This is a genomic window from Lawsonibacter hominis (assembly GCF_014287895.1).
In the GTDB taxonomy this organism is placed as follows: domain Bacteria; phylum Bacillota; class Clostridia; order Oscillospirales; family Oscillospiraceae; genus Lawsonibacter_A; species Lawsonibacter_A hominis.
Window position 1 is genome coordinate 24,373 of sequence record NZ_JACOPP010000001.1, and the last position, 17,287, is coordinate 41,659.

At 62.2% G+C, this 17,287-nt stretch carries 16 protein-coding genes; 3 read left to right on the plus strand and 13 right to left on the minus strand.

The genetic code is table 11. The features are described 5' to 3' along the window. The 10 genes from H8S57_RS00125 to H8S57_RS00170 all read right to left on the minus strand — a co-directional run bounded on the left by H8S57_RS00125 (position 1) and on the right by H8S57_RS00170 (position 11,339). The gene (locus tag H8S57_RS00125; protein ID WP_243204622.1) at positions 1-642 is read right to left on the minus strand and encodes an HDIG domain-containing metalloprotein; all 642 of its coding nucleotides are present in this window, start codon (positions 640-642) and stop codon (positions 1-3) included. A 794-nt stretch (positions 643-1,436) separates the two neighbouring features. Next, the gene (locus H8S57_RS00130; RefSeq protein WP_186906352.1) at positions 1,437-2,561 is read right to left on the minus strand and encodes an ABC transporter ATP-binding protein; all 1,125 of its coding nucleotides are present in this window, start codon (positions 2,559-2,561) and stop codon (positions 1,437-1,439) included. 186 nt (positions 2,562-2,747) lie between these two features. Continuing rightward, positions 2,748-3,875 (minus strand): N-acetylglucosamine-6-phosphate deacetylase, encoded by a 1,128-nt coding sequence (gene nagA, locus H8S57_RS00135; RefSeq protein ID WP_186906098.1) that lies wholly within the window; start codon positions 3,873-3,875, stop codon positions 2,748-2,750. Further along, positions 3,866-4,618 carry a glucosamine-6-phosphate deaminase gene (gene nagB, locus H8S57_RS00140; protein WP_186906353.1) on the minus strand — a complete coding sequence of 251 codons (753 nt, stop codon included), beginning with the start codon at positions 4,616-4,618 and terminating at the stop codon, positions 3,866-3,868. Before nagB ends, nagA begins: the two co-directional genes overlap by 10 nt. 104 nt (positions 4,619-4,722) lie before the next feature. Continuing rightward, positions 4,723-5,628 carry a dihydrodipicolinate synthase family protein gene (locus H8S57_RS00145; RefSeq protein ID WP_186906099.1) on the minus strand — a complete coding sequence of 302 codons (906 nt, stop codon included), beginning with the start codon at positions 5,626-5,628 and terminating at the stop codon, positions 4,723-4,725. A gap of 79 nt (positions 5,629-5,707) precedes the next feature. Further along, positions 5,708-6,631: a carbohydrate ABC transporter permease gene (locus tag H8S57_RS00150; RefSeq protein WP_186906100.1), complete on the minus strand. Its 924-nt coding sequence runs from the start codon at positions 6,629-6,631 to the stop codon at positions 5,708-5,710. A 15-nt stretch (positions 6,632-6,646) separates the two neighbouring features. Then, positions 6,647-7,528: a carbohydrate ABC transporter permease gene (locus tag H8S57_RS00155; RefSeq protein ID WP_186906354.1), complete on the minus strand. Its 882-nt coding sequence runs from the start codon at positions 7,526-7,528 to the stop codon at positions 6,647-6,649. A 209-nt stretch (positions 7,529-7,737) separates the two neighbouring features. Then, positions 7,738-9,108: an ABC transporter substrate-binding protein gene (locus H8S57_RS00160; protein ID WP_186906101.1), complete on the minus strand. Its 1,371-nt coding sequence runs from the start codon at positions 9,106-9,108 to the stop codon at positions 7,738-7,740. A 159-nt stretch (positions 9,109-9,267) separates the two neighbouring features. After that, the gene (locus tag H8S57_RS00165) at positions 9,268-10,122 is read right to left on the minus strand and encodes a MurR/RpiR family transcriptional regulator (protein ID WP_186906102.1); all 855 of its coding nucleotides are present in this window, start codon (positions 10,120-10,122) and stop codon (positions 9,268-9,270) included. Positions 10,123-10,133: 11 nt separating this feature from the next. Continuing rightward, on the minus strand, positions 10,134-11,339 hold the full coding sequence (locus H8S57_RS00170; protein WP_186906103.1) for an AGE family epimerase/isomerase: 1,206 nt from the start codon (positions 11,337-11,339) through the stop codon (positions 10,134-10,136). A gap of 186 nt (positions 11,340-11,525) precedes the next feature. Here H8S57_RS00170 and H8S57_RS00175 point away from each other — a divergent pair, with 186 nt between their 5' ends. Next, positions 11,526-12,908, plus strand: a complete 1,383-nt coding sequence (locus H8S57_RS00175; protein WP_186906104.1) for an ROK family protein — start codon at positions 11,526-11,528, stop codon at positions 12,906-12,908. A 10-nt stretch (positions 12,909-12,918) separates the two neighbouring features. Next, positions 12,919-13,581 carry a GDSL-type esterase/lipase family protein gene (locus H8S57_RS00180; protein ID WP_186906105.1) on the plus strand — a complete coding sequence of 221 codons (663 nt, stop codon included), beginning with the start codon at positions 12,919-12,921 and terminating at the stop codon, positions 13,579-13,581. Between the two features lie 63 nt (positions 13,582-13,644). On the opposite strand, the gene pepT is transcribed toward H8S57_RS00180, so the two are convergent. Further along, entirely contained in the window at positions 13,645-14,862 is a 1,218-nt protein-coding gene (gene pepT, locus H8S57_RS00185) for a peptidase T (RefSeq protein WP_369807581.1), read from the minus strand. A gap of 105 nt (positions 14,863-14,967) precedes the next feature. On the opposite strand from pepT, the gene H8S57_RS00190 reads away from it, so the two are divergent. Further along, a complete protein-coding gene (locus H8S57_RS00190) occupies positions 14,968-15,903 on the plus strand; it encodes an alpha/beta hydrolase (protein ID WP_186906107.1) in 936 nt (311 codons plus the stop codon). 53 nt (positions 15,904-15,956) lie between these two features. Here the strand turns inward: H8S57_RS00190 and H8S57_RS00195 are convergent, their stop codons facing one another. Together H8S57_RS00195 and rnc are read right to left on the minus strand one after the other, a co-directional pair. Beyond that, positions 15,957-16,310: an arsenate reductase family protein gene (locus H8S57_RS00195; RefSeq protein WP_186906108.1), complete on the minus strand. Its 354-nt coding sequence runs from the start codon at positions 16,308-16,310 to the stop codon at positions 15,957-15,959. A gap of 287 nt (positions 16,311-16,597) precedes the next feature. Further along, on the minus strand, positions 16,598-17,269 hold the full coding sequence (rnc, locus tag H8S57_RS00200; RefSeq protein ID WP_186906109.1) for a ribonuclease III: 672 nt from the start codon (positions 17,267-17,269) through the stop codon (positions 16,598-16,600). Between the last annotated feature and the right edge of the window lie 18 nt (positions 17,270-17,287).

The window sequence follows — 17,287 nt, forward strand, 5'->3', positions numbered from 1 at the left end:
TCAGCGGCCGCAGCGCTCCAAAAAGATCCGGATGTTCTCCGCCTCCTGCTCCGCATCCGCGTTCAGCCGGCCCATACGGTCGCACAGGCCCAGCAGCGCCACTTCCTCCAGGTCAGCGTTTTCCCGCATCCCGTTCACGTCGGCAAAAGGCATTCCCTTCCCGACGAACAGGACCTGCATATGGTATCGGATCAAGGCGCACACCCGGCCGATTAGGTCCTGATCGGCCGAAAAGCACTGCAAAAACCGCCGGGCCAGTTCCGCACCCAAGGTTTCATGTCCGTAAGAGGTGATTTTCCCCTTTCGGACGCGGGTCGTATCCGGCTTTCCAACGTCATGGAGCAGCGCGGCCCACATCAGGGCCGCAGGATCTTTGCTCTCCGCCCGCCGCTTCGCCGCTTCATCCACCACCAGCATCGTATGGTTCCATACGTTTCCCTCCGGATGATGGACCGGCGACTGCGCCGTGGTCTTCATCCGGCGCAGCGGCTCAAATTCGGGCGGAACCGCTCCCGCAAACAGCGCCTCCAGCGCTATGCTGGGCCGCAGGTCTTCCATCAGGCTCCGTTCCAGCGCGCGAAACAGCGCTTCCCGCTCCATAGTCTCAGACAGCTCGATCGCCCCCGTGTCCCTATTCCGCATAATCGGGACTATTTTTATCGTCCCCTGTCCCCTGAGTAGTATTGCAGCCCCGCCGGCAGGTTATGCTCGAAACCCGCATCCTTTTTCCGCCGGTCCGGTCTGCGGCGCCCGCTTTTGGTATACGGAAAAACCAGGCGGACGGCCACCGCGCCCGGTAAGCGTTGCCCTTGCCCTCTGTTTTGGGGGGTGTTCGGGCTGGCTGGGCGGACTTTGGTCTTATTAGGGCAAGCGTGCTTCCGTCTGCGTCCCCGGCGTCCAAAACGACCCGTTACGGGGCTGAGAGCCGGCGTCTCAAGTGAGACGCCGGCTCTCAGCCAAGCAGGGAGGAAGAAAAAAGGGACTGCACCCAACCGCAGAGACAAAACAAAACGCCTCCGGTCCCTGGACCGCAGGCGGAAGCAGCGCACCCTGCAGATGGTGCGCATACGGCCGCCCCCGGTTCCGGCAGGGGTGTACGCCTTCCGACATGTATCTGACTTATCCCGTTTCCGGGCTTCACAGTGACCGACTCGTGGGGCATTGCACCCGCTTCCATGGCTGCCTGCCTAAGACAGGCTCGAACGACGTTATTGTATTGTCTTTTATAGTATACGCACAGCAAGACGCTCTGTAAAGGGATATTTTTACGATATCTATGGAAAACTTCCACATCCTGCGCCAGTGCCCGGCGGTTTCGTCCGCAGCCGCGCGCAAAAAAACCGGAGCTGCGCCGCAAAGCGGCGCAGCTCCGGTCCGGCTGCTCTCTGCTCCCCGCGGCTCGGCTCGGCCTGCGGCGCTCGGGGGCTGGGGCGCCCTTACAGACCCAGAAGATTCAGCTCGGTCTGGGGATCGAACAGGTGGATGAGCTCCGGCCGGAAGGTAAAGTGCACCTCGGAGCCGTACGGGATGCCGCCGCGGTACTCGGCGGGCAGGTCGGTGGTGGGAATCCGCAGTACCACGTCCTTTTCCCCGGCCGTCACGTGCAGATGGACCTCGCTGCCCATCATCTCGGACACATCCACCTTGCCGGTGATGGTGTGGCTTCCGGTATCCTTTGCAAAGGTAATGTGCTCGGGACGCACGCCCAGGGTCACGTCCATGGGAGAGATCCCTCTGGCAGCCAGAGCCTTGCAGGTCTCCTCCGCCAAAGGCATCACCGCGCCGGCCACCGCCGCCTGATAGGTGTCGCCCGCCTTCTCCAGCTTGGCGTCGAAGAAATTCATCTGGGGGGAACCGATAAAGCCCGCCACAAAAACGTTGGCCGGATGGTCAAAGACCTCCTGCGGCGTGCCGATCTGCATGATGAAGCCGTCCTTCATGATCACGATGCGGTCGCCCAGCGTCATGGCCTCGGTCTGGTCATGCGTTACGTAAATAAAGGTGGTGTTGATGCGCTGACGAAGCTTGATGATCTCCGCGCGCATCTGGTTGCGCAGCTTGGCGTCCAGATTGGACAGCGGTTCGTCCATCAGGAAGACCTGCGGGTCCCGAACGATGGCGCGGCCGATGGCGACACGCTGCCGCTGGCCGCCGGAGAGCGCCTTGGGCTTGCGGTCCAGATACTGGGTGATATCCAGGATCTCGGCCGCCTCACGGACCTTCCGGTCGATTTCGTCCTTGGGCGTCTTGCGCAGCTTCAGGGCGAAGGCCATGTTTTCATAGACCGTCATGTGCGGGTAGAGCGCGTAGTTCTGGAAGACCATGGCGATATCCCGGTCCTTGGGTTCCACGTCGTTCATCCGCTTGTCGCCGATGAACAGGTCGCCCTCGGAGATGTCCTCCAGTCCGGCCACCATCCGCAGGGTGGTGGACTTGCCGCAGCCGGAGGGGCCTACCAGCACGATGAATTCCTTATCCGCGATCTCCAGATTAAAGTCGTGGACGGCGGTCACCTTGTTGTCGTAGATCTTTTTGATGTTCTTCAGGGTCACAGTTGCCATGCGCATGGGCCGTAAGGGCAGAGCCTTCGCACCTACCCCCTTGTCCGCAGGCGCTTGGTCCTGCGGACGTTACGACAGGTCTCCACACTGCCGCACCGCCGGCCCGGCGGGGTTTTCCTCCTTTTTTACGGCTCCCCCATTTCTATTGAAATGGAGTAGAAATGGGATGCCTTTTTATGGGGGTCTCTATCCTTCACCGCGGACCAGTTCGCCGCGGAAGAAGACATCCTTGAGCTCCAGACGTTCATCCAGAATGACTACATTGGCTCGCTTGCCAGGCTCCAGGCTGCCGCACCGGCTGTAAATGCCGATAGCGCGGGCCGGATTGACCGCCGCGGCGCGCACCGCGGCATGCAGCGGGATCCCAAAGGATACGGCGGTTTTCAGACAGCCCATCAGGTCGGTGACCGAACCGGCGATGGTGCCGTCCGCCAGCGTAGCGAGCTTGCCCTTCACGGTCACATCCTGTCCGCCCAGAGTATATTGCCCGTCCGGCATACCGGCCGCCCGCATGGAGTCGGAAATGAGGATCACGCGCTGCTCACCGAACATTTTAAACACCGAGCGCACCACTGCCGGGTGGATGTGTATGCCGTCACAGATCAGCTCCACCATACAGCCCGGCGTATCCAGCGCCGCACCCACTACGCCGGGGGCGCGGTGGGAAAAGGGCGGCATGGCGTTGAACAGGTGGGTCACCTGCCGGGCGCCCAGACGAAAGGCCTCCATGGCGGTATCATAATCCGCGGTCGTATGCGCCAGGGAGACCGTGACGATCTCCTCCACCGCCTCGATGAATTCCATGGCGCCGGGCAGTTCCGGGGCCACCGACACCAGCTTCACCAGCCCCTTGGACTCCGCCAGCAGCCGCCGCAGCAGCGCCGGATCGGGATCGCGCAGCCAGTCGCCGTTTTGGGCGCCCTTTTTGGCCCGGGACAGGAAGGGCCCTTCCAGGTTCACCCCGCACAGGGCCGCGCCGGGCCGGTCGGCCTCCCGATGGGCGGCCGCTACCCGGCAGATCCGGATCAGCTGATCCTCCAGCAGGGTCATGCCCGCGGGACAGATCTGGGTCACCCCCCTGGAAAGCTCGTACTTTGCCATGGTCTCCAGGCCCCCGGCGTCACCGTCGGAGAAGTCCTGACCCTTGCAGCCATGGAAGTGCAGGTCGGTCAGACCCGGGATCACATAGCAGCCTGCGGCGTCGTAGATCTTGCCGTCGCTGCTGGAGTCGGAAAGGAGCCGCCCGTCGAAGCACACATCCCGCCGGAGAAAGCCCTCATGCAAATCAAAGACCTGACCGCCGGTTATCCGCATACCGTCTCACCTGCCTCAGCCAGCTTGTGCAGCGCAGCCTTGTCGCCCACCAGCGTCACGTCGGGGTGCAGCTGCAGCACGGAGGCGGGCACCTGCTTGGTAACGGGACCGCAGAACGCCTGGTACACCGCTTCCGCCTTTTCCTCGCCGTTGACGACGATGAGGATGCGCCGGGCGTTCATGATGTTCTTGATCCCCATGCTCAGGGCATGGCGCGGTACCTCATCCCGGCTGGCAAAGAAGCGGGCGTTGGCCTCGATGGTGTTCTCCGTCAGGCTGACCAGGTGGGTCTCCAGGCCGAAGTCGTCCCCCGGCTCGTTGAATGCGATATGCCCGTTGCGCCCCATGCCCAGCAGCTGCAGGTCGATCCCGCCCAGATCCCGGATGAGCTTGTTGTAAGCGGCGCACTCGACGGCCGGGTCTTTGGCCAGTCCGTTGAGCACATGGGTATTTTCCGGCTTGATATCGATATGGTCAAACAGGTTGGTCTGCATGAAATAGCGGTAGCTCTGCTCATGATGGGGGGACAGGCCCAGATACTCATCCAGATTCACGGAGCGAACCTCTGCAAAGCTCAGATCGCCCTTCTGAAACCACTCCACCAACTGCTGGTAAGTGCCCACGGGGGTTCCCCCGGTGGCCAGTCCCAGCACACAGTCCGGCTTATAAATGACCTGGGCGGAGATGATATTGGCCGCCCGGCGGCTCATGGCCTGATAGGTTTCTGCCTGATAGATGCGCATGTCGATCGACACCTCAGTCACTCGGGCGCAGAAGGCAGCCCGGTATTTTTAGAAAAAGAGGGCGGGCGCATCCTGCGCCCGCCCTTGGGCGCTTGCACGGGGGATCAGCAGTAGGTTTTGACGGCTGCGGCGATCATGGCCGCGGCCTCGTCCACCACGGCGGCATCGCTGCCGGCGAGCGCGGGCAGCGGCTTGCGGACGCTGCCGCAGTGCACCCCGTTTTGGTCCAGGATGGCCTTCATTACGGCGTACAGATTGCCGTGGGCGGAGCACATCTTGTAAATGATGCGGCAGATCTCGTTCTGAATCTGGCGCGCGGTCTCCATCTCGCCCTTGCGGAAGCAGTCATATACCTTCAGGAAGAGCTCCGGCATGACGGCATAGGTGCCGCCGATCCCGGCGCAGGCCCCCATGGCCAGGCCGGAGACATACTGCTCGTCGGGGCCGTTGAAGACGATGACGCCCTCGTCCCGCCACATCTGGATATCCTGGGCAGGCATGGAGGAATTCTTTACGCCGATGACCCGGGGATTCTTCTTCATCTCCCGCAGCAGGGACGGGGTCAATGCCACGCCGGCCAGCTGGGGGATATTATAGATGATAAAATCCGTATTGGGCGCGGCGGCGGAGATATCGTTCCAGTACTGGGCGATGGCGTACTCGGGCAGGTGGAAGTAGATGGGCGGGATGGAGGCGATCGCGTCCACCCCCAGGCCTTCGGCATGGGCGGCCAGTATCCGGCTGTCCGCAGTATTGTTGCAGGCCACGTGGGCGATGACCGCGATCTTTCCTTTGGCCTGGGCCATCACGTTCTCCAGCACCGTCTTGCGCTCGTCAACGCTCTGGTAAATGCATTCGCCGGAGGAGCCGCCTACGTACAGGCCGTTGACGCCCTTTTCGATGAGATAACGGGTCAATTCCTGCACCCGCTGAGGGGAAACGGTCCCCTGGTCGTCGTAACAGGCGTAAAACGCCGGGATCACGCCGCTGTATTTCTTCAAATCGCTCATTATAATGATCCTTCTCTCATTGGATATTGTACAACATTCATCATCAAGATGCAAGTACTCAAGCACGTTTCTCCACGTCTCAGCCCTTCACCGCGCCCATCGTGATCCCCTTGGTAAAATACTTCTGGAAGATGAGGAACACGATGATGATGGGAATGGCGGCCAGCGCGGCTCCCGCCATCAAAAGTCCCATATCCACAGTGGTCTCCGCCTGCAGGGTCGCAATGCCCAGGGAGATGGTGAAGTTGGAATTGCTGGACAGCATGACCAGCTGCATAAAGTAGTCGTTCCAGGAGTTGATGAAGGTGAAGATCGCCAGTGCGCCGATGCCCGGCTTGACCATGGGCAGGACGATCGTGATGAAGGTCTTCGCCTCATTGGCGCCGTCCACGCGGGCGGCCTCCAGAATCTCTCCCGGGATGCCCTCGCAGAACTGCTTCATCAGGAACACGCCGAAGGGCCAGCCCACCGTTGGGAAGATCACGGCCCACAGACTGTTGACGAGGTTGAGCGCGGCCATCTCCTTGATCAGCGGAATGAGGATGACCTGCTTGGGCAGGGCCATGGCGCATACGATCAGGGAGAACAACAGCGTACGGCCCACAAAGCGCTTCTTGGCCAATGCGTAGCCCGCCATGGCGGCGGTGATGCAGGTGAGGATCATGGCCATGACCGACATAAACACCGTATTCACCAGCCAGCGGATGGCGCCTGGTACGATGGGGCCGGTGGAAAACACCAGGGGATCGCCGTTTGCGTCCTGCGCGAAGGGGACGTGCAGTTCCCACAGAGGAGCAGAGCGCTTGGCAAACAGCTTTTCAAAGTTGGTGGTCACCCACTCGGTGGGAAACAGCTTTGGTTCCGCGGCATAGATGTCCTGGGCGGACTTAAACGAACCGGTGACAATCCAATAGAGCGGGAACAGGAACAACAGCGCCAGCACGATGAGGATAAGGATGCTGGCGATCCGATAGGCCTTGGTGCGCCCGGATCCGATTTTCATTACTCCGCTCCCCCCTTACTTCTCTTTGGCCAGCCGGAACTGAACGGCGGACAGCAGGCCGATGAAGATGGCCAGTACCACGCCCATGGCGTTGGCATAGCCGAAGTGGCCCGCCTGCTCCGTCAGCTTGAAGGCGGTCCAGTAGATATAGAACATGACCGTGTTGGTGTCGGAGCCGCCCTGGGTCAGCAGCTGGATCAGGGCGAAACACTGGAAGGAATTGATGGTGGTGATGACCAGGATATAGAGGGTGGTGGGCATCATCTGGGCCCACTTGACCCGCCAGAAGACCTGGAAATGATTGGCCCCGTCCACCTGGGCCGCCTCCACCAGGGACTGATCCACGTTGCCCAGGGCGGAGACGTAGAGGACGATGGGCTGGCCCACCGAGGTGGTAAACAGGATCAGGATGATGCACCAGATGGCAAACCGGGAATCGCCCAGCCAGTTGATGGTATCCGCTCCGACGCCTTTCAAAATCTGGTTGAAGATGCCGTTATAGTTGTCGTACATCCACTTCCACACCACGGTGACGGCCACGGAGCCGGTGACCACGGGCAGGTAGAAGATGCAGCGGAACGCGGAGAGCACGGGGCCCTTCAGCTTATAGATGGCCGAGGCCACCCACAGGGAGAACGCACACACCGTCGGCACGGACACGATGACGATCAGGAAGGTATTCTTCAAGGCCTTCAGAAAGGTCACGTCCTGCCACAGATCGATAAAGTTTTTCAGTCCCACGAATTGGACGTCGCCAGGGTGCATATTGGCGTTGGTAAAGCTGTTGAAGATACAAATGACCATGGGGATGATAACAAATCCCAGGAAAAAGATCAGGCTGGGCAGCAGAAACAGATAACCGGAGATGGTCTCCCGGCGTACCAATGCCCGGCTCATCGTGGTTTGGGGCTGTTTGGCCAAAATAGACCGCTCCTCTCTCTCGAAGTGGATTTATGGGTGGGGGTACGCACCGAAGGCCCGGCGGAACCGGGCCGTCCATGCATAGCCCCATCCGGGAGGAAAAGACACGCCCCTTCCCCGCGCGGGGCGGGGAAGGGGCGCGCGAACCCGTTTGCGAATCAGGTCACTTACCGTTTGACTGGATCTCAGCCGGCGGCAGCGGCATTGGCATTTGCCATGTGAGTGGCGATGGTCTCGGTCATATCATCGCCGTTGCCGATTTCCTGGAGCATGTTCCACCACTCGGTACGGGCGGCGGCCCAGCCCTTGATGACGTTGTAGTAGTCGCCCAGGTTGGGGAGCATCAGAGCGGCGTAATCATTCATCATCTCGTTGTCGAACAGCTTGGTCAGGTCGGTGCCCTCGGCGGAGGTGCGGGCCGCGAAGAAGGTGGAGGTAGACACGGCATCGGCGGTGCTGGGGGAGTCACACATGAACTTGATAAATTTCTTGGCGGCCTCGATCTTGGCGGCGTCGCCCTTGTCAAAGATACCAAAGCCCCAGATGCCGCCGCACAGTTCGGCGGGAGAGCCGTCAGCGGTGGGGAAGTTCATGTAGACGATCTCTTCGCCGGTGACGGTCTTGCCCTCGCCGGTATCGGCGTTGTTGGGGTTGAGCTGCTGGGCGCTGTTCCAGCAAAACGCCATCTTCAGAGCGCCCTGATAGAACTTGGCGATCTCGTCGCCGCCCTGGAGGGAGGCGTCAAAGGCGATGCCGTCCATGGACAGCAGCTGCTCGATCGCCTGGATGTTCTTGGGGTCGTCCCAGGTATAGGCGGTGTGGTCGGCGTTGGTGAAGGTGCCGCCGTACATGTTGTTGATGAGCGCACGGGTGCCCTGGTCGCCGCCCTGGCCGCCGCAGTACACGGCGCCCACGGTGCTGCCGAATTCGGCATACAGGGCCTCGACGGCCTTGATGAAGTTGTCGGTGCTCCAGGTGCGGGTCTCCAGATCGATGTACTGGTCAGCGCCGGCGGCCTTAAAGGCGTCCAGATTGATGGCCATGCAGTGGGCGGTCATGCACATGGGGTACTCGTACATCTTGCCCTCGGCGTTGATACAGGGGGCAAGGGCCGCGGGGATGATCTCGCTCTTGTCGGTGTCGTCCAGCATGTCGGCCAGATCCACCAGATAGCCGTTGGCGCCCCAGTTGGCCACCAGGCGCTCAGGGCCTTCCAGGATCAGGTCGGGCTGGTTGCCGGCCGTGATGGCGGTGTTGACCTTGTCGTCGCCGTCGGCATAGGCCAGGTACTCCACCTTGACGGAGATGCCGGTCTCGGCGGTGAATGCGTCGGTCAGGGCCTTGACCTTGGTTTCGTCGCCCCAGCCGCCGACGGGGTACACCCACAGCGAAATGCTGGTGGCGTCGCCGGTCGAAGGAGCCGCCGTTTCCGGGGCGGAGGTCTCGGGCGCGCTGGTCTCAGGCGTGCCGGCGCCGGTACCGCCGGAGCAGGCGGCCAACGAAACGACCAGGCACAGGCTCAGCAAGAGAGCAAGAATCCGATGGGTCTTCTTCATTATAGGTCCTCCTTCAGTTTCTACAAATTTCGAACGCCCGGTGCGGCGTCCTGTTGGGTAGATTGTATAATCCCTCGCTGCGTTTGTCAACAGAAATTTGAAAAAAATTTTATCTAATTTTTAATTTTGCAAATTTTTTTCAATTCCCGTCTGATTTCGTCAGATGTGCTTATCCGAAAGCACCTCGGCCACCAGTTCCCTCCGCTCCCGGCACCCCTCCAGATCCCGGCGGCAAAGCTCGCTGAAGAGCACGTCCACCACATAGAGCTGCGCAATCCGGGCGGCCACAGAGCCGCCCTGGAACGGCCCCTCATGGGAGCCGCACTGGAGCACCACATCGGCGTAGGCCGCGCCGGGCGACTTGGGGAAGCGGGTGATCAGGATGACCCCAGCCCCCCGTTCCCGCGCGATCTTCAGATTGTCCAGCAGCTCCTTGGTGGAGCCGGAATAGGAGAAGTAGAGCACCACGTCCCGCCGGGTGAGCTGGGCGGTCAGCATCGCCTGGATATGGGAATCCACCACCGGGAAAAAGTTGGGCAGGGCGGTGGCGAACAGATGGGCCGCCTCCTGGGCCAGGATCATGGAGCCGCCCTGGCCCATGCACAGCACCTTGTCCGCCCCCATCATCAGGGACGCCGCGGCCCGGACGGCCTCCGGGCGAAGCAGCCCCAGCGTCTGCGTCATAGCGTCCACATTCGCGGCATAGATCTTCTGGCACAGGTCCGCGATGGTATCCTCGGGCAGGACCTCCCCTGAGAGGGGGTTGAGCTCGCTGCGTCCGGCGGTGGAGTTGGCCACCGCCAGTTTGAACGCGTTATAGCCCTTATAGCCCAGCCGCCGGCAGAAGCGGGAGATGGTGGCCTCCGCCACGCCCGCCTCTTCCGCCAGCTCGGAGATGGACATATACTGGGTCTTCTGCTGATGGGCCACCGCGTAGTCGGCCACTTTCTTTTCTGCGCCGGTCAGCTGGTAATATTCGTTATTGATCTTTGCAAATACGTTTCCGTAGGGCATAGGCACTCCCCTCATGCATCCGCCAGAAGCTCCGAGAGCATCTGGTCGCACATACTCAGCATCCGCGGCAGGTGGAAGGGCCCCTTGAAGGTGCTGCCCTTGCAGGGCGGCTGGGTTGGCTTGCCGTCCCGGCGCAGGTAGCCGTACCACTCCCCATAGGCAGGATCGGCAAAATGCTCCTTGCAGTAGTCCAGGGTCCTCTCAAACCAATCCAGATACCGCTGCTCCCCGGTATCCCGATAGAGCATCAGCGAGGCGATCAGGATCTCGTCGTGGGGCCACCAGAGTTTCATATCGTGCTCATAGGCCTCGGGCGGCTTGCCCAGACAGTCGATGAAGTAGAGCAGTCCGCCGTACTCCTTGTCCCAGCCGGCCTCGATGGCCCAGTCGAAGATCTGTGCCGCCTTTTGGACCAGCTCCCGGTCGCCGGTCCGCTTGGCGTGCTCCAGCAGGAACCAGACGCCCTCGATATCGTGGCCTGGGTTGACGATGCGCCCTTCGGTGTAGTAGAGGCGGGCGGCGCCGTCCTGCGCTACGTTCTCCAGCACACATTTCAGCTCCGGCTTGACGTGATACCGGAAGATCTCATCCACACACCGGGCGGAACGCTCCTCGTACAGCGCCTTGCGCTCCGGGTCCACCCGCAGCAGCACGCCGGTGACGTTCAGAAGGATCATGGGGATGCCGAAGGCGCGTCCGGTGCGGGTCTCGGGGATGGTCTTGGGCCCCAGGCCGGTGGGGTCGGCCATTCCGTGGTTCAGGTCCCAATACAGGTCGTAGGCCCGGCGGGCGCGCTCCAGGTGCTCCCGCCGGCCGGTAACGCCGTAATATTCCGCGTTGGCCAGGGCGTAAAACGCCTCGGAGAAGCAGTAGCGGCGCTGGCGCAGGGGCTTTCCCTCTGCGGTAACGGTGAAATACAGCCGCCCGGCCGCGTCGTGGTTGACGCAGTGCTCCTCCAGAAAGTCGATGCAGCTCTTGCTGGCCGCAAGCCATTCGTCCTTCACGCCGTACAGATGGCACAGATAGGAGAAAATCCAGCCGCAGCGCCCCTGCATCCAGACGCTCTTGTCGGTGGAAAAGACCTCTCCCGTCCGATCCAGGCAAGTGTATACGCCGCCGTTGACCGGGTCCATACCATGTTCCAGCCAGAACGCCACACAGCGCTCCAGCTCCTCCCTGATCCACTTCTGATGGCCCTGCAGCCGTGCAGTATCCATAATCAATTCCACCTTTCCTTTCCGTAAGCTTCCGTTCTGCCCTCATCATAACCGCGCCACTGGTCATCGTCAAGCAGATTCTGAAAATAATTTTCAAAAACTTGAAAAAGCGCTTGACAGTTCCAAAAAAACGGATAGCATATAAGCGAAGGAATTTTCAAAACCAACCGACAGGAGGGCTTTTTTATGAATCATCTGGGCATCGAAGTCCCCGTGCAGCACGTACCGGAACTGGACCCCGGCTTTCTCCCCCTGGGCAAATTCAACGCGGCGTTCCGAACGGACGCCAAAAAGCCTCTGGCGCTGGCGGTAGAACGTTCGCAGGGTCAGGTGGCCGTCTACCGCACCTTCATCCACGGCACCCCGGAGCGGGCGCAGGCCGACTGCTACTACGTGGAGCGCATCATCAAAACCATGCTGTGGCTTTACGGCGGCTTCCGGGTCTATATCAGCGGAGACCGGGAAATCTGCGCCAAAATGCAGCAGATCTACTGCCCCGGCGGCCAGCAGGCGTTCGACTTCGACTACATGGCCAATGTGTTCGAGCATCCCTTCGAGGTGGTCTACTGCGATCAGATCCCCGCGGAAAAGGGCGACCCCAAAGCCATCGGCCGCCACCTGGAGGGCTGCCGCATCGGCTTCGACGCGGGCGGGTCCGACCGGAAGGTGTCCGCCGTCGTCGACGGCGAGCCGGTCTTCTCCGAGGAGGTGGTCTGGTTCCCCAAGATCAATTCCGATCCGGACTATCACTATGACGGCATCGTCTCCGCCCTCAAGTCCGCCGCGGAGCATATGCCCCGGGTGGACGCGGTGGGCGTTTCCTCCGCCGGGGTGTATATCGACAACCGCACCATGAACGCCTCCCTGTTCCTGCAGGTCCCCAAGGACGCCTTTGACGCCAAGGTGAAGGACATCTATATCCGCGCCATCCGCGACACCTTTGGGGACGTGCCCTACGCCGTATGCAACGACGGCGACGTGTCCGCCCTGGCGGGAGCCATGAACCTGGGCGAAAACAATGTGCTGGGCATCGCCATGGGCACCAGCGAGGCTGTGGGCTATGTGGACCCGGAAGGCCGCATCACCGGCTGGCTCAACGAGCTGGCCTTCGTCCCCGTGGACGCCTCCCCCGCCGCCATGCGGGACGAGTGGTCGGGCGACATCGGCTGCGGCGTGAAGTATTTTTCCCAGGACGCGGTCATCAAGCTGGCGCCCGCGGCTGGGATCAATCTCTCCGAGAAGCTCTCCCCCGCCGAGAAGCTTAAGGAGGTCCAAAAGCTGATGGATGTGCCCGGCTCCCCTGCCGAGGCGATTTACCGCTCCATCGGCGTGTATCTGGGCCACTCCCTGGCCCTGTACCACCACTTCTACCGCTTCAGGCACGTGCTGCTGCTGGGCCGGGTCATGTCCGGCCGGGGCGGCGATCTCATCCTGGACACCGCCAAGAAGGTCCTGGCGGAGGAATATCCTGAGATCGCACGGCAGATCTGCCCCACCCTCCCGGACGAGAAGTCCCGCCGGGTCGGCCAGTCCGTGGCGGCCGCCTCTCTGCCCGAGCTGGGCCGGTGAGGGCCGGAACATGAAGAAGCATATCGTCTGTCTGGGGGATTCCAACACGCACGGCTACTGCGCCGATCCCGCCGACTGTGCCGACGGGGCCCTCCAGCGCTTCAACGAAGAGGAGAGGTGGACCTGCCTGCTCCAAAAGAAGCTCGGGGAGGACTACCTGGTGGCGGAAGAGGGCCTTTCCGGCCGCACCACCGTGTTTGACGACCCGCTCTATGAGCACCTGTCCGCCCTGGATTACCTCTACCCCTGTCTGAAAAGCCACGAGCCGGTGAGCCTGCTGATCGTCATGCTGGGCACCAACGACACCAAACAGCGGCTGGGCGCCAACGCTTACGCCATCGGCCTTGGGCTGCGCCGTCTGGTCCGGAAGGCCCAGACGGTAGACTGCTGGGGTCCCGGCGGCACGCCCAATATCCTGGTTATCGCCCCGCTGCCCATCGACCCCCGGGTGGAGCGCTCCCCCGTCGCCCAGGAGATGGGCGCGGGCGCGGTGGAAAAGTCCCAACGGCTGCCGGGACAGTTCCGTGCGGTGGCAGGCGAGACCGGATGCCATTTTCTGGACGCCGCCGCGCTGGGCTGCGCGTACAATCAAATTGACTTCATGCATCTGACCCGCCGCAGCCACGCGGCCCTGGCCGCCGCCCTGGCGGAGACCGTCCCCACCCTGCTGTAGACGCGCGCAATTGCCGGAATAAGCGGACGCCCCGGCGGCCCAATGGGCCGCCGGGGCGTCCGCTTATTCCGCTTTTACCAGATTCACCAGTACTTGCGTCATGGTCTCCAGCGCGCCGGCCGGGATATATTCGTGGACGCCGTGGAAATTCACGCCGCCGGTACACAGGTTGGGGCATGGCAGGCCCATATAGCTCAGCCGGGCCCCGTCGGTGCCGCCCCGGATGGGCACCTCCACCGGCGTCACCCCCGCCGCTTCCATCGCGGCCCGCGCCCGGTGGATCAGATACATATGGGGCTCGATCTGCTCCCGCATGTTATAATAGCTGTCGCTCAGCTCCAGCTCCACCGTGCCGGCGCCGTACTTGTCGTTGAGATAGGCGCTCAGGCGCCGAAGGTAGTCCTTGCGCGCCTCAAATGCCGTGCGGTCGTGGTCCCGGACGATGAGGCGCAGCTCGGCCCCGCTTTCATCGCCGCTCAGTGCAGTCAAGTGGTAAAAGCCCTCGTAGCCCTCGGTATGGGCGGGCGTCTCCGCCGGTGGGAGCATATTCGCCAGCTCCACGGCAAGGAGCAGGGCGTTTTTCATCTTGTTTTTGGCGGACCCCGGATGGATGTTCACGCCGTGAATGCTCACACGGGCGGAGGCGGCGTTGAAATTTTCATACTCCAGCTCGCCCAGCTCGCCGCCGTCCACGGTATACGCCACCGCCGCGCCGAAGCCCTCCACATCGAAGTGATCAGCCCCCTGGCCCACCTCTTCGTCGGGGGTAACGGCCACGGCAATGCGTCCATGTGGGATCTCCGGATGCTGGAGCAGGTACTCCACGGCGGCAAAGATCTCCGCCACGCCCGCCTTATCGTCGGCCCCCAGCAGGGTGGTGCCGTCGGTGACGATCAGGTCTTGTCCCTTGTATTTGGCCAGGCTCTCGAATTCCGAGGCAGACATGACGATGCCCTTCTCTTCGTTGAGGACGATATCGCCTCCCTCGTAATGCACGATGCGGGCCCTTACCCCCGCGCCGGAGACGCCGGGCGCGGTGTCCATGTGGGCGATCAGGCCCATGCACGGCACCCCCTCGTACCCCACGCTGGCGGGCAGCCAGCCGTAGACATAGCCGTATTCGTCCATGTGGGCGTTATGCAGCCCCAGCTGCCCCAGTTCTTCCGCCAGGGCGGCGCCCAGTACCTTCTGCTTTCCGGTGGAGGGGCAGGTATCGCTCTCCTCGTCGGACTGGGTGTCAAAGCGGATATACTTCATAAAACGGTCAATAGCATTCATCACGATCAACCTTTCTTCCGTCTACCCCTCTGTCCCTTGACGGGAGCGCGGTGTTGGAATAAACTAAGAGGGACTTTTTTATTTTATCATAAAAGGAGCGGTTTGACTATGGCAACCATGCGGGAATTTACGTTTCCCTCCAGCGATGGGACCCATTCGGTGGGCGCCGTCTGGTGGCTGCCGGATGAGGGCGCGCCCCGTGCTGTCGTCCAGCTGGTTCACGGTATTTCGGAATATATCGGCCGTTATGCCCCCTTTGCCCGCTATCTGACCGATCACGGCTTTGCGGTGGTCGGTCATGATCACCTGGGACACGGCCGCACGGCCAAGGGGCGGGAGGAATACGGCTGGTTTGCGGAACGGGACGGCTGGAAATACGTGCTCAAAGATACGCACACCCTGCGGCAGCTGGCCGGGGAGGCGTATCCCGGCCTGCCCTATTTTATCCTGGGCCATTCCATGGGCTCGTTTGTCACCCGTGGATATCTGATGTTTTATCCCGGCACGGTGGATGGGGCCATCCTGTCGGGCACCGGGCAGGAGTCCGCCGCCACCGTGGCGGCCGGCCGCGTCCTGTCCGCGCTGCTCTGCAGGCTCCGGGGGAGCCGCGCCAGCAGCCGGCTGCTCAACGCCCTGTCCGTCGGGGCGTACAACCGGCAATTTTCGCCCAACCGCACCGGCGCCGACTGGATCTGCACAGACGAAGCGGTGGTAGACGCCTATGTACAGGATCCGCTGTGCCGGTTTCTGCCCACCGTGGGGATGTATCACGACATGATGGTGGGGCTTCAGCTGCTGGTGAAACCGGAGCATCTCCGCCGTATGGACCCGGATACGCCGGTCTATTTCTTCGCCGGGGACAAAGACCCGGTGGGGGCTTCCGGCGCGGGCGTGCGGAAGGTGGCGAACCTGTTCCGCCAGTATGGCGTCCGGGATGTGACCGTAACGCTCTACCCCGGCGGGCGGCATGAGATGCTCAACGAGCCCAACAAGGAGCAGGTATTCGCGGATACTTTGGCCTGGCTGGAGGCGCATATGCCCTGAAACAGCGGGGGAGGACGGCAAACTGCCGTCCTCCCCCGCTGTTTTGCTGCGCCTTATCCGCCCAGCCGCGTCTCCCACTCCGCCTGGCGGAATCCCACCAGCACGAAGTCTTCTCCCACCAGGATGGGGCGCTTGACCAGCATCCCGTCGGCGGCCAGCAGGGCCAGCTGCTCTTCCTCGCTCATGCCGCCCAGACGGTCCTTGAGCCCCAGCGCTTTATACTGCAGGCCGCTGGTGTTGAAAAAACGTTTCAGGGGCAGGGCGCTTATGGCGTGCCAGCGGCGCAGCTCCTCCGCCGTCGGACGCTCCTGCTTGATATCCCGCAGTTCAAAGGACAGGCCCCGCTCCTCCAGCCAAGCCTTGGCTTTTTGACAGGTGCTGCATTTGGGATAACAGACAAACAGCATACCGTTTCCTCCTTGTTCTGTGTCATCGCGGCCGCCCCGGGCTGCCCGGCATCCTGGGCGCCCCCCTTTTCCTGCGTGGGGGCGGAAGGGCCGCAAGGGGTACGCCGCATCCGCAAGACGGCAAAGCCGTCAACGGCTGCGCAGGGAATCCGCCCGGCATCCTGCCCCAGCTCGCCTTCTCCCGGTCCGATCGGGACCATTCGCCCAGGGGATTTGCCCGGCAAAGCGCCGGTGCTCGGCTTATGCGGTGGCCTGTTTACGCCCGGAGGAGGCGAAGCGAACGCCCCTCACCGGTTCAGCGCTTCGATCGCCGCGCGCGCGGCGTTCTGCTCCGCCTCTTTTTTGCTGTGGCCCTTGCCCTGGCCTACGGTAGCGCCGTTCAGGTCCACCTCCATGGAGAAGACCTTGGCATGGTCCGGCCCTTCCGCACCGGTGAGGCGGTAGGTCAGCACCTGACCGCTCTCCCGCTGCACCATCTCCTGCAGGGCCGTCTTATAGTCCCGGCTGGCCCCTTTTTCCTCCTCCCGGTCCAGGATGAACCGGCGGATGATCTTGCGGGCGGAGCCGATGCCCCCATCCAGGTACACAGCGGCCAGCACGGCCTCCACCGCGTCGGCCAGGATGGAGGGCCGGGTGCGGCCGCCGCCGGCGTCCTCTCCCTTCCCGAGCTTCAGATAAGCGCCAAGCCCCAACTGCTGGGCCACCTCTACCAGGCTGCCTTCGCATACCAGGGCCGCGCGGGTCCGGGTCAAGTCTCCCTCAGGCAGGTCCGGGTGGGCGCGGTAAAGGTAGTCGGCCACCACCATGCCCAGCACGGAATCTCCCAAAAATTCCAGCCGCTCGTTGCTCTGCATCTCCCGGTCCCGGCTCTCGTTGGCGTAGGAGCTGTGGGTCAGGGCGTTTTCCAGCAGCGCCGGTTGTTCAAACTGATAGCCCAGCTTTTCTTCCAAGGCTTCCATGCGTGTCCCTCTTTCCTC

Excerpts from the sequence above, each read along its gene's own strand:
- H8S57_RS00125 (WP_243204622.1), bottom strand. The coding sequence starts at position 642 with ATGCGGAATAGGGACACGGGGGCGATCGAGCTGTCTGAGACTATGGAG.
- H8S57_RS00130 (WP_186906352.1), bottom strand. The coding sequence starts at position 2,561 with ATGGCAACTGTGACCCTGAAGAACATCAAAAAGATCTACGACAACAAG.
- nagA (WP_186906098.1), bottom strand. The coding sequence starts at position 3,875 with ATGCGGATAACCGGCGGTCAGGTCTTTGATTTGCATGAGGGCTTTCTC.
- nagB (WP_186906353.1), bottom strand. The coding sequence starts at position 4,618 with ATGCGCATCTATCAGGCAGAAACCTATCAGGCCATGAGCCGCCGGGCG.
- H8S57_RS00145 (WP_186906099.1), bottom strand. The coding sequence starts at position 5,628 with ATGAGCGATTTGAAGAAATACAGCGGCGTGATCCCGGCGTTTTACGCC.
- H8S57_RS00150 (WP_186906100.1), bottom strand. The coding sequence starts at position 6,631 with ATGAAAATCGGATCCGGGCGCACCAAGGCCTATCGGATCGCCAGCATC.
- H8S57_RS00155 (WP_186906354.1), bottom strand. The coding sequence starts at position 7,528 with ATGAGCCGGGCATTGGTACGCCGGGAGACCATCTCCGGTTATCTGTTT.
- H8S57_RS00160 (WP_186906101.1), bottom strand. The coding sequence starts at position 9,108 with ATGAAGAAGACCCATCGGATTCTTGCTCTCTTGCTGAGCCTGTGCCTG.
- H8S57_RS00165 (WP_186906102.1), bottom strand. The coding sequence starts at position 10,122 with ATGCCCTACGGAAACGTATTTGCAAAGATCAATAACGAATATTACCAG.
- H8S57_RS00170 (WP_186906103.1), bottom strand. The coding sequence starts at position 11,339 with ATGGATACTGCACGGCTGCAGGGCCATCAGAAGTGGATCAGGGAGGAG.
- H8S57_RS00175 (WP_186906104.1), top strand. The coding sequence starts at position 11,526 with ATGAATCATCTGGGCATCGAAGTCCCCGTGCAGCACGTACCGGAACTG.
- H8S57_RS00180 (WP_186906105.1), top strand. The coding sequence starts at position 12,919 with ATGAAGAAGCATATCGTCTGTCTGGGGGATTCCAACACGCACGGCTAC.
- H8S57_RS00190 (WP_186906107.1), top strand. The coding sequence starts at position 14,968 with ATGGCAACCATGCGGGAATTTACGTTTCCCTCCAGCGATGGGACCCAT.
- H8S57_RS00195 (WP_186906108.1), bottom strand. The coding sequence starts at position 16,310 with ATGCTGTTTGTCTGTTATCCCAAATGCAGCACCTGTCAAAAAGCCAAG.
- rnc (WP_186906109.1), bottom strand. The coding sequence starts at position 17,269 with ATGGAAGCCTTGGAAGAAAAGCTGGGCTATCAGTTTGAACAACCGGCG.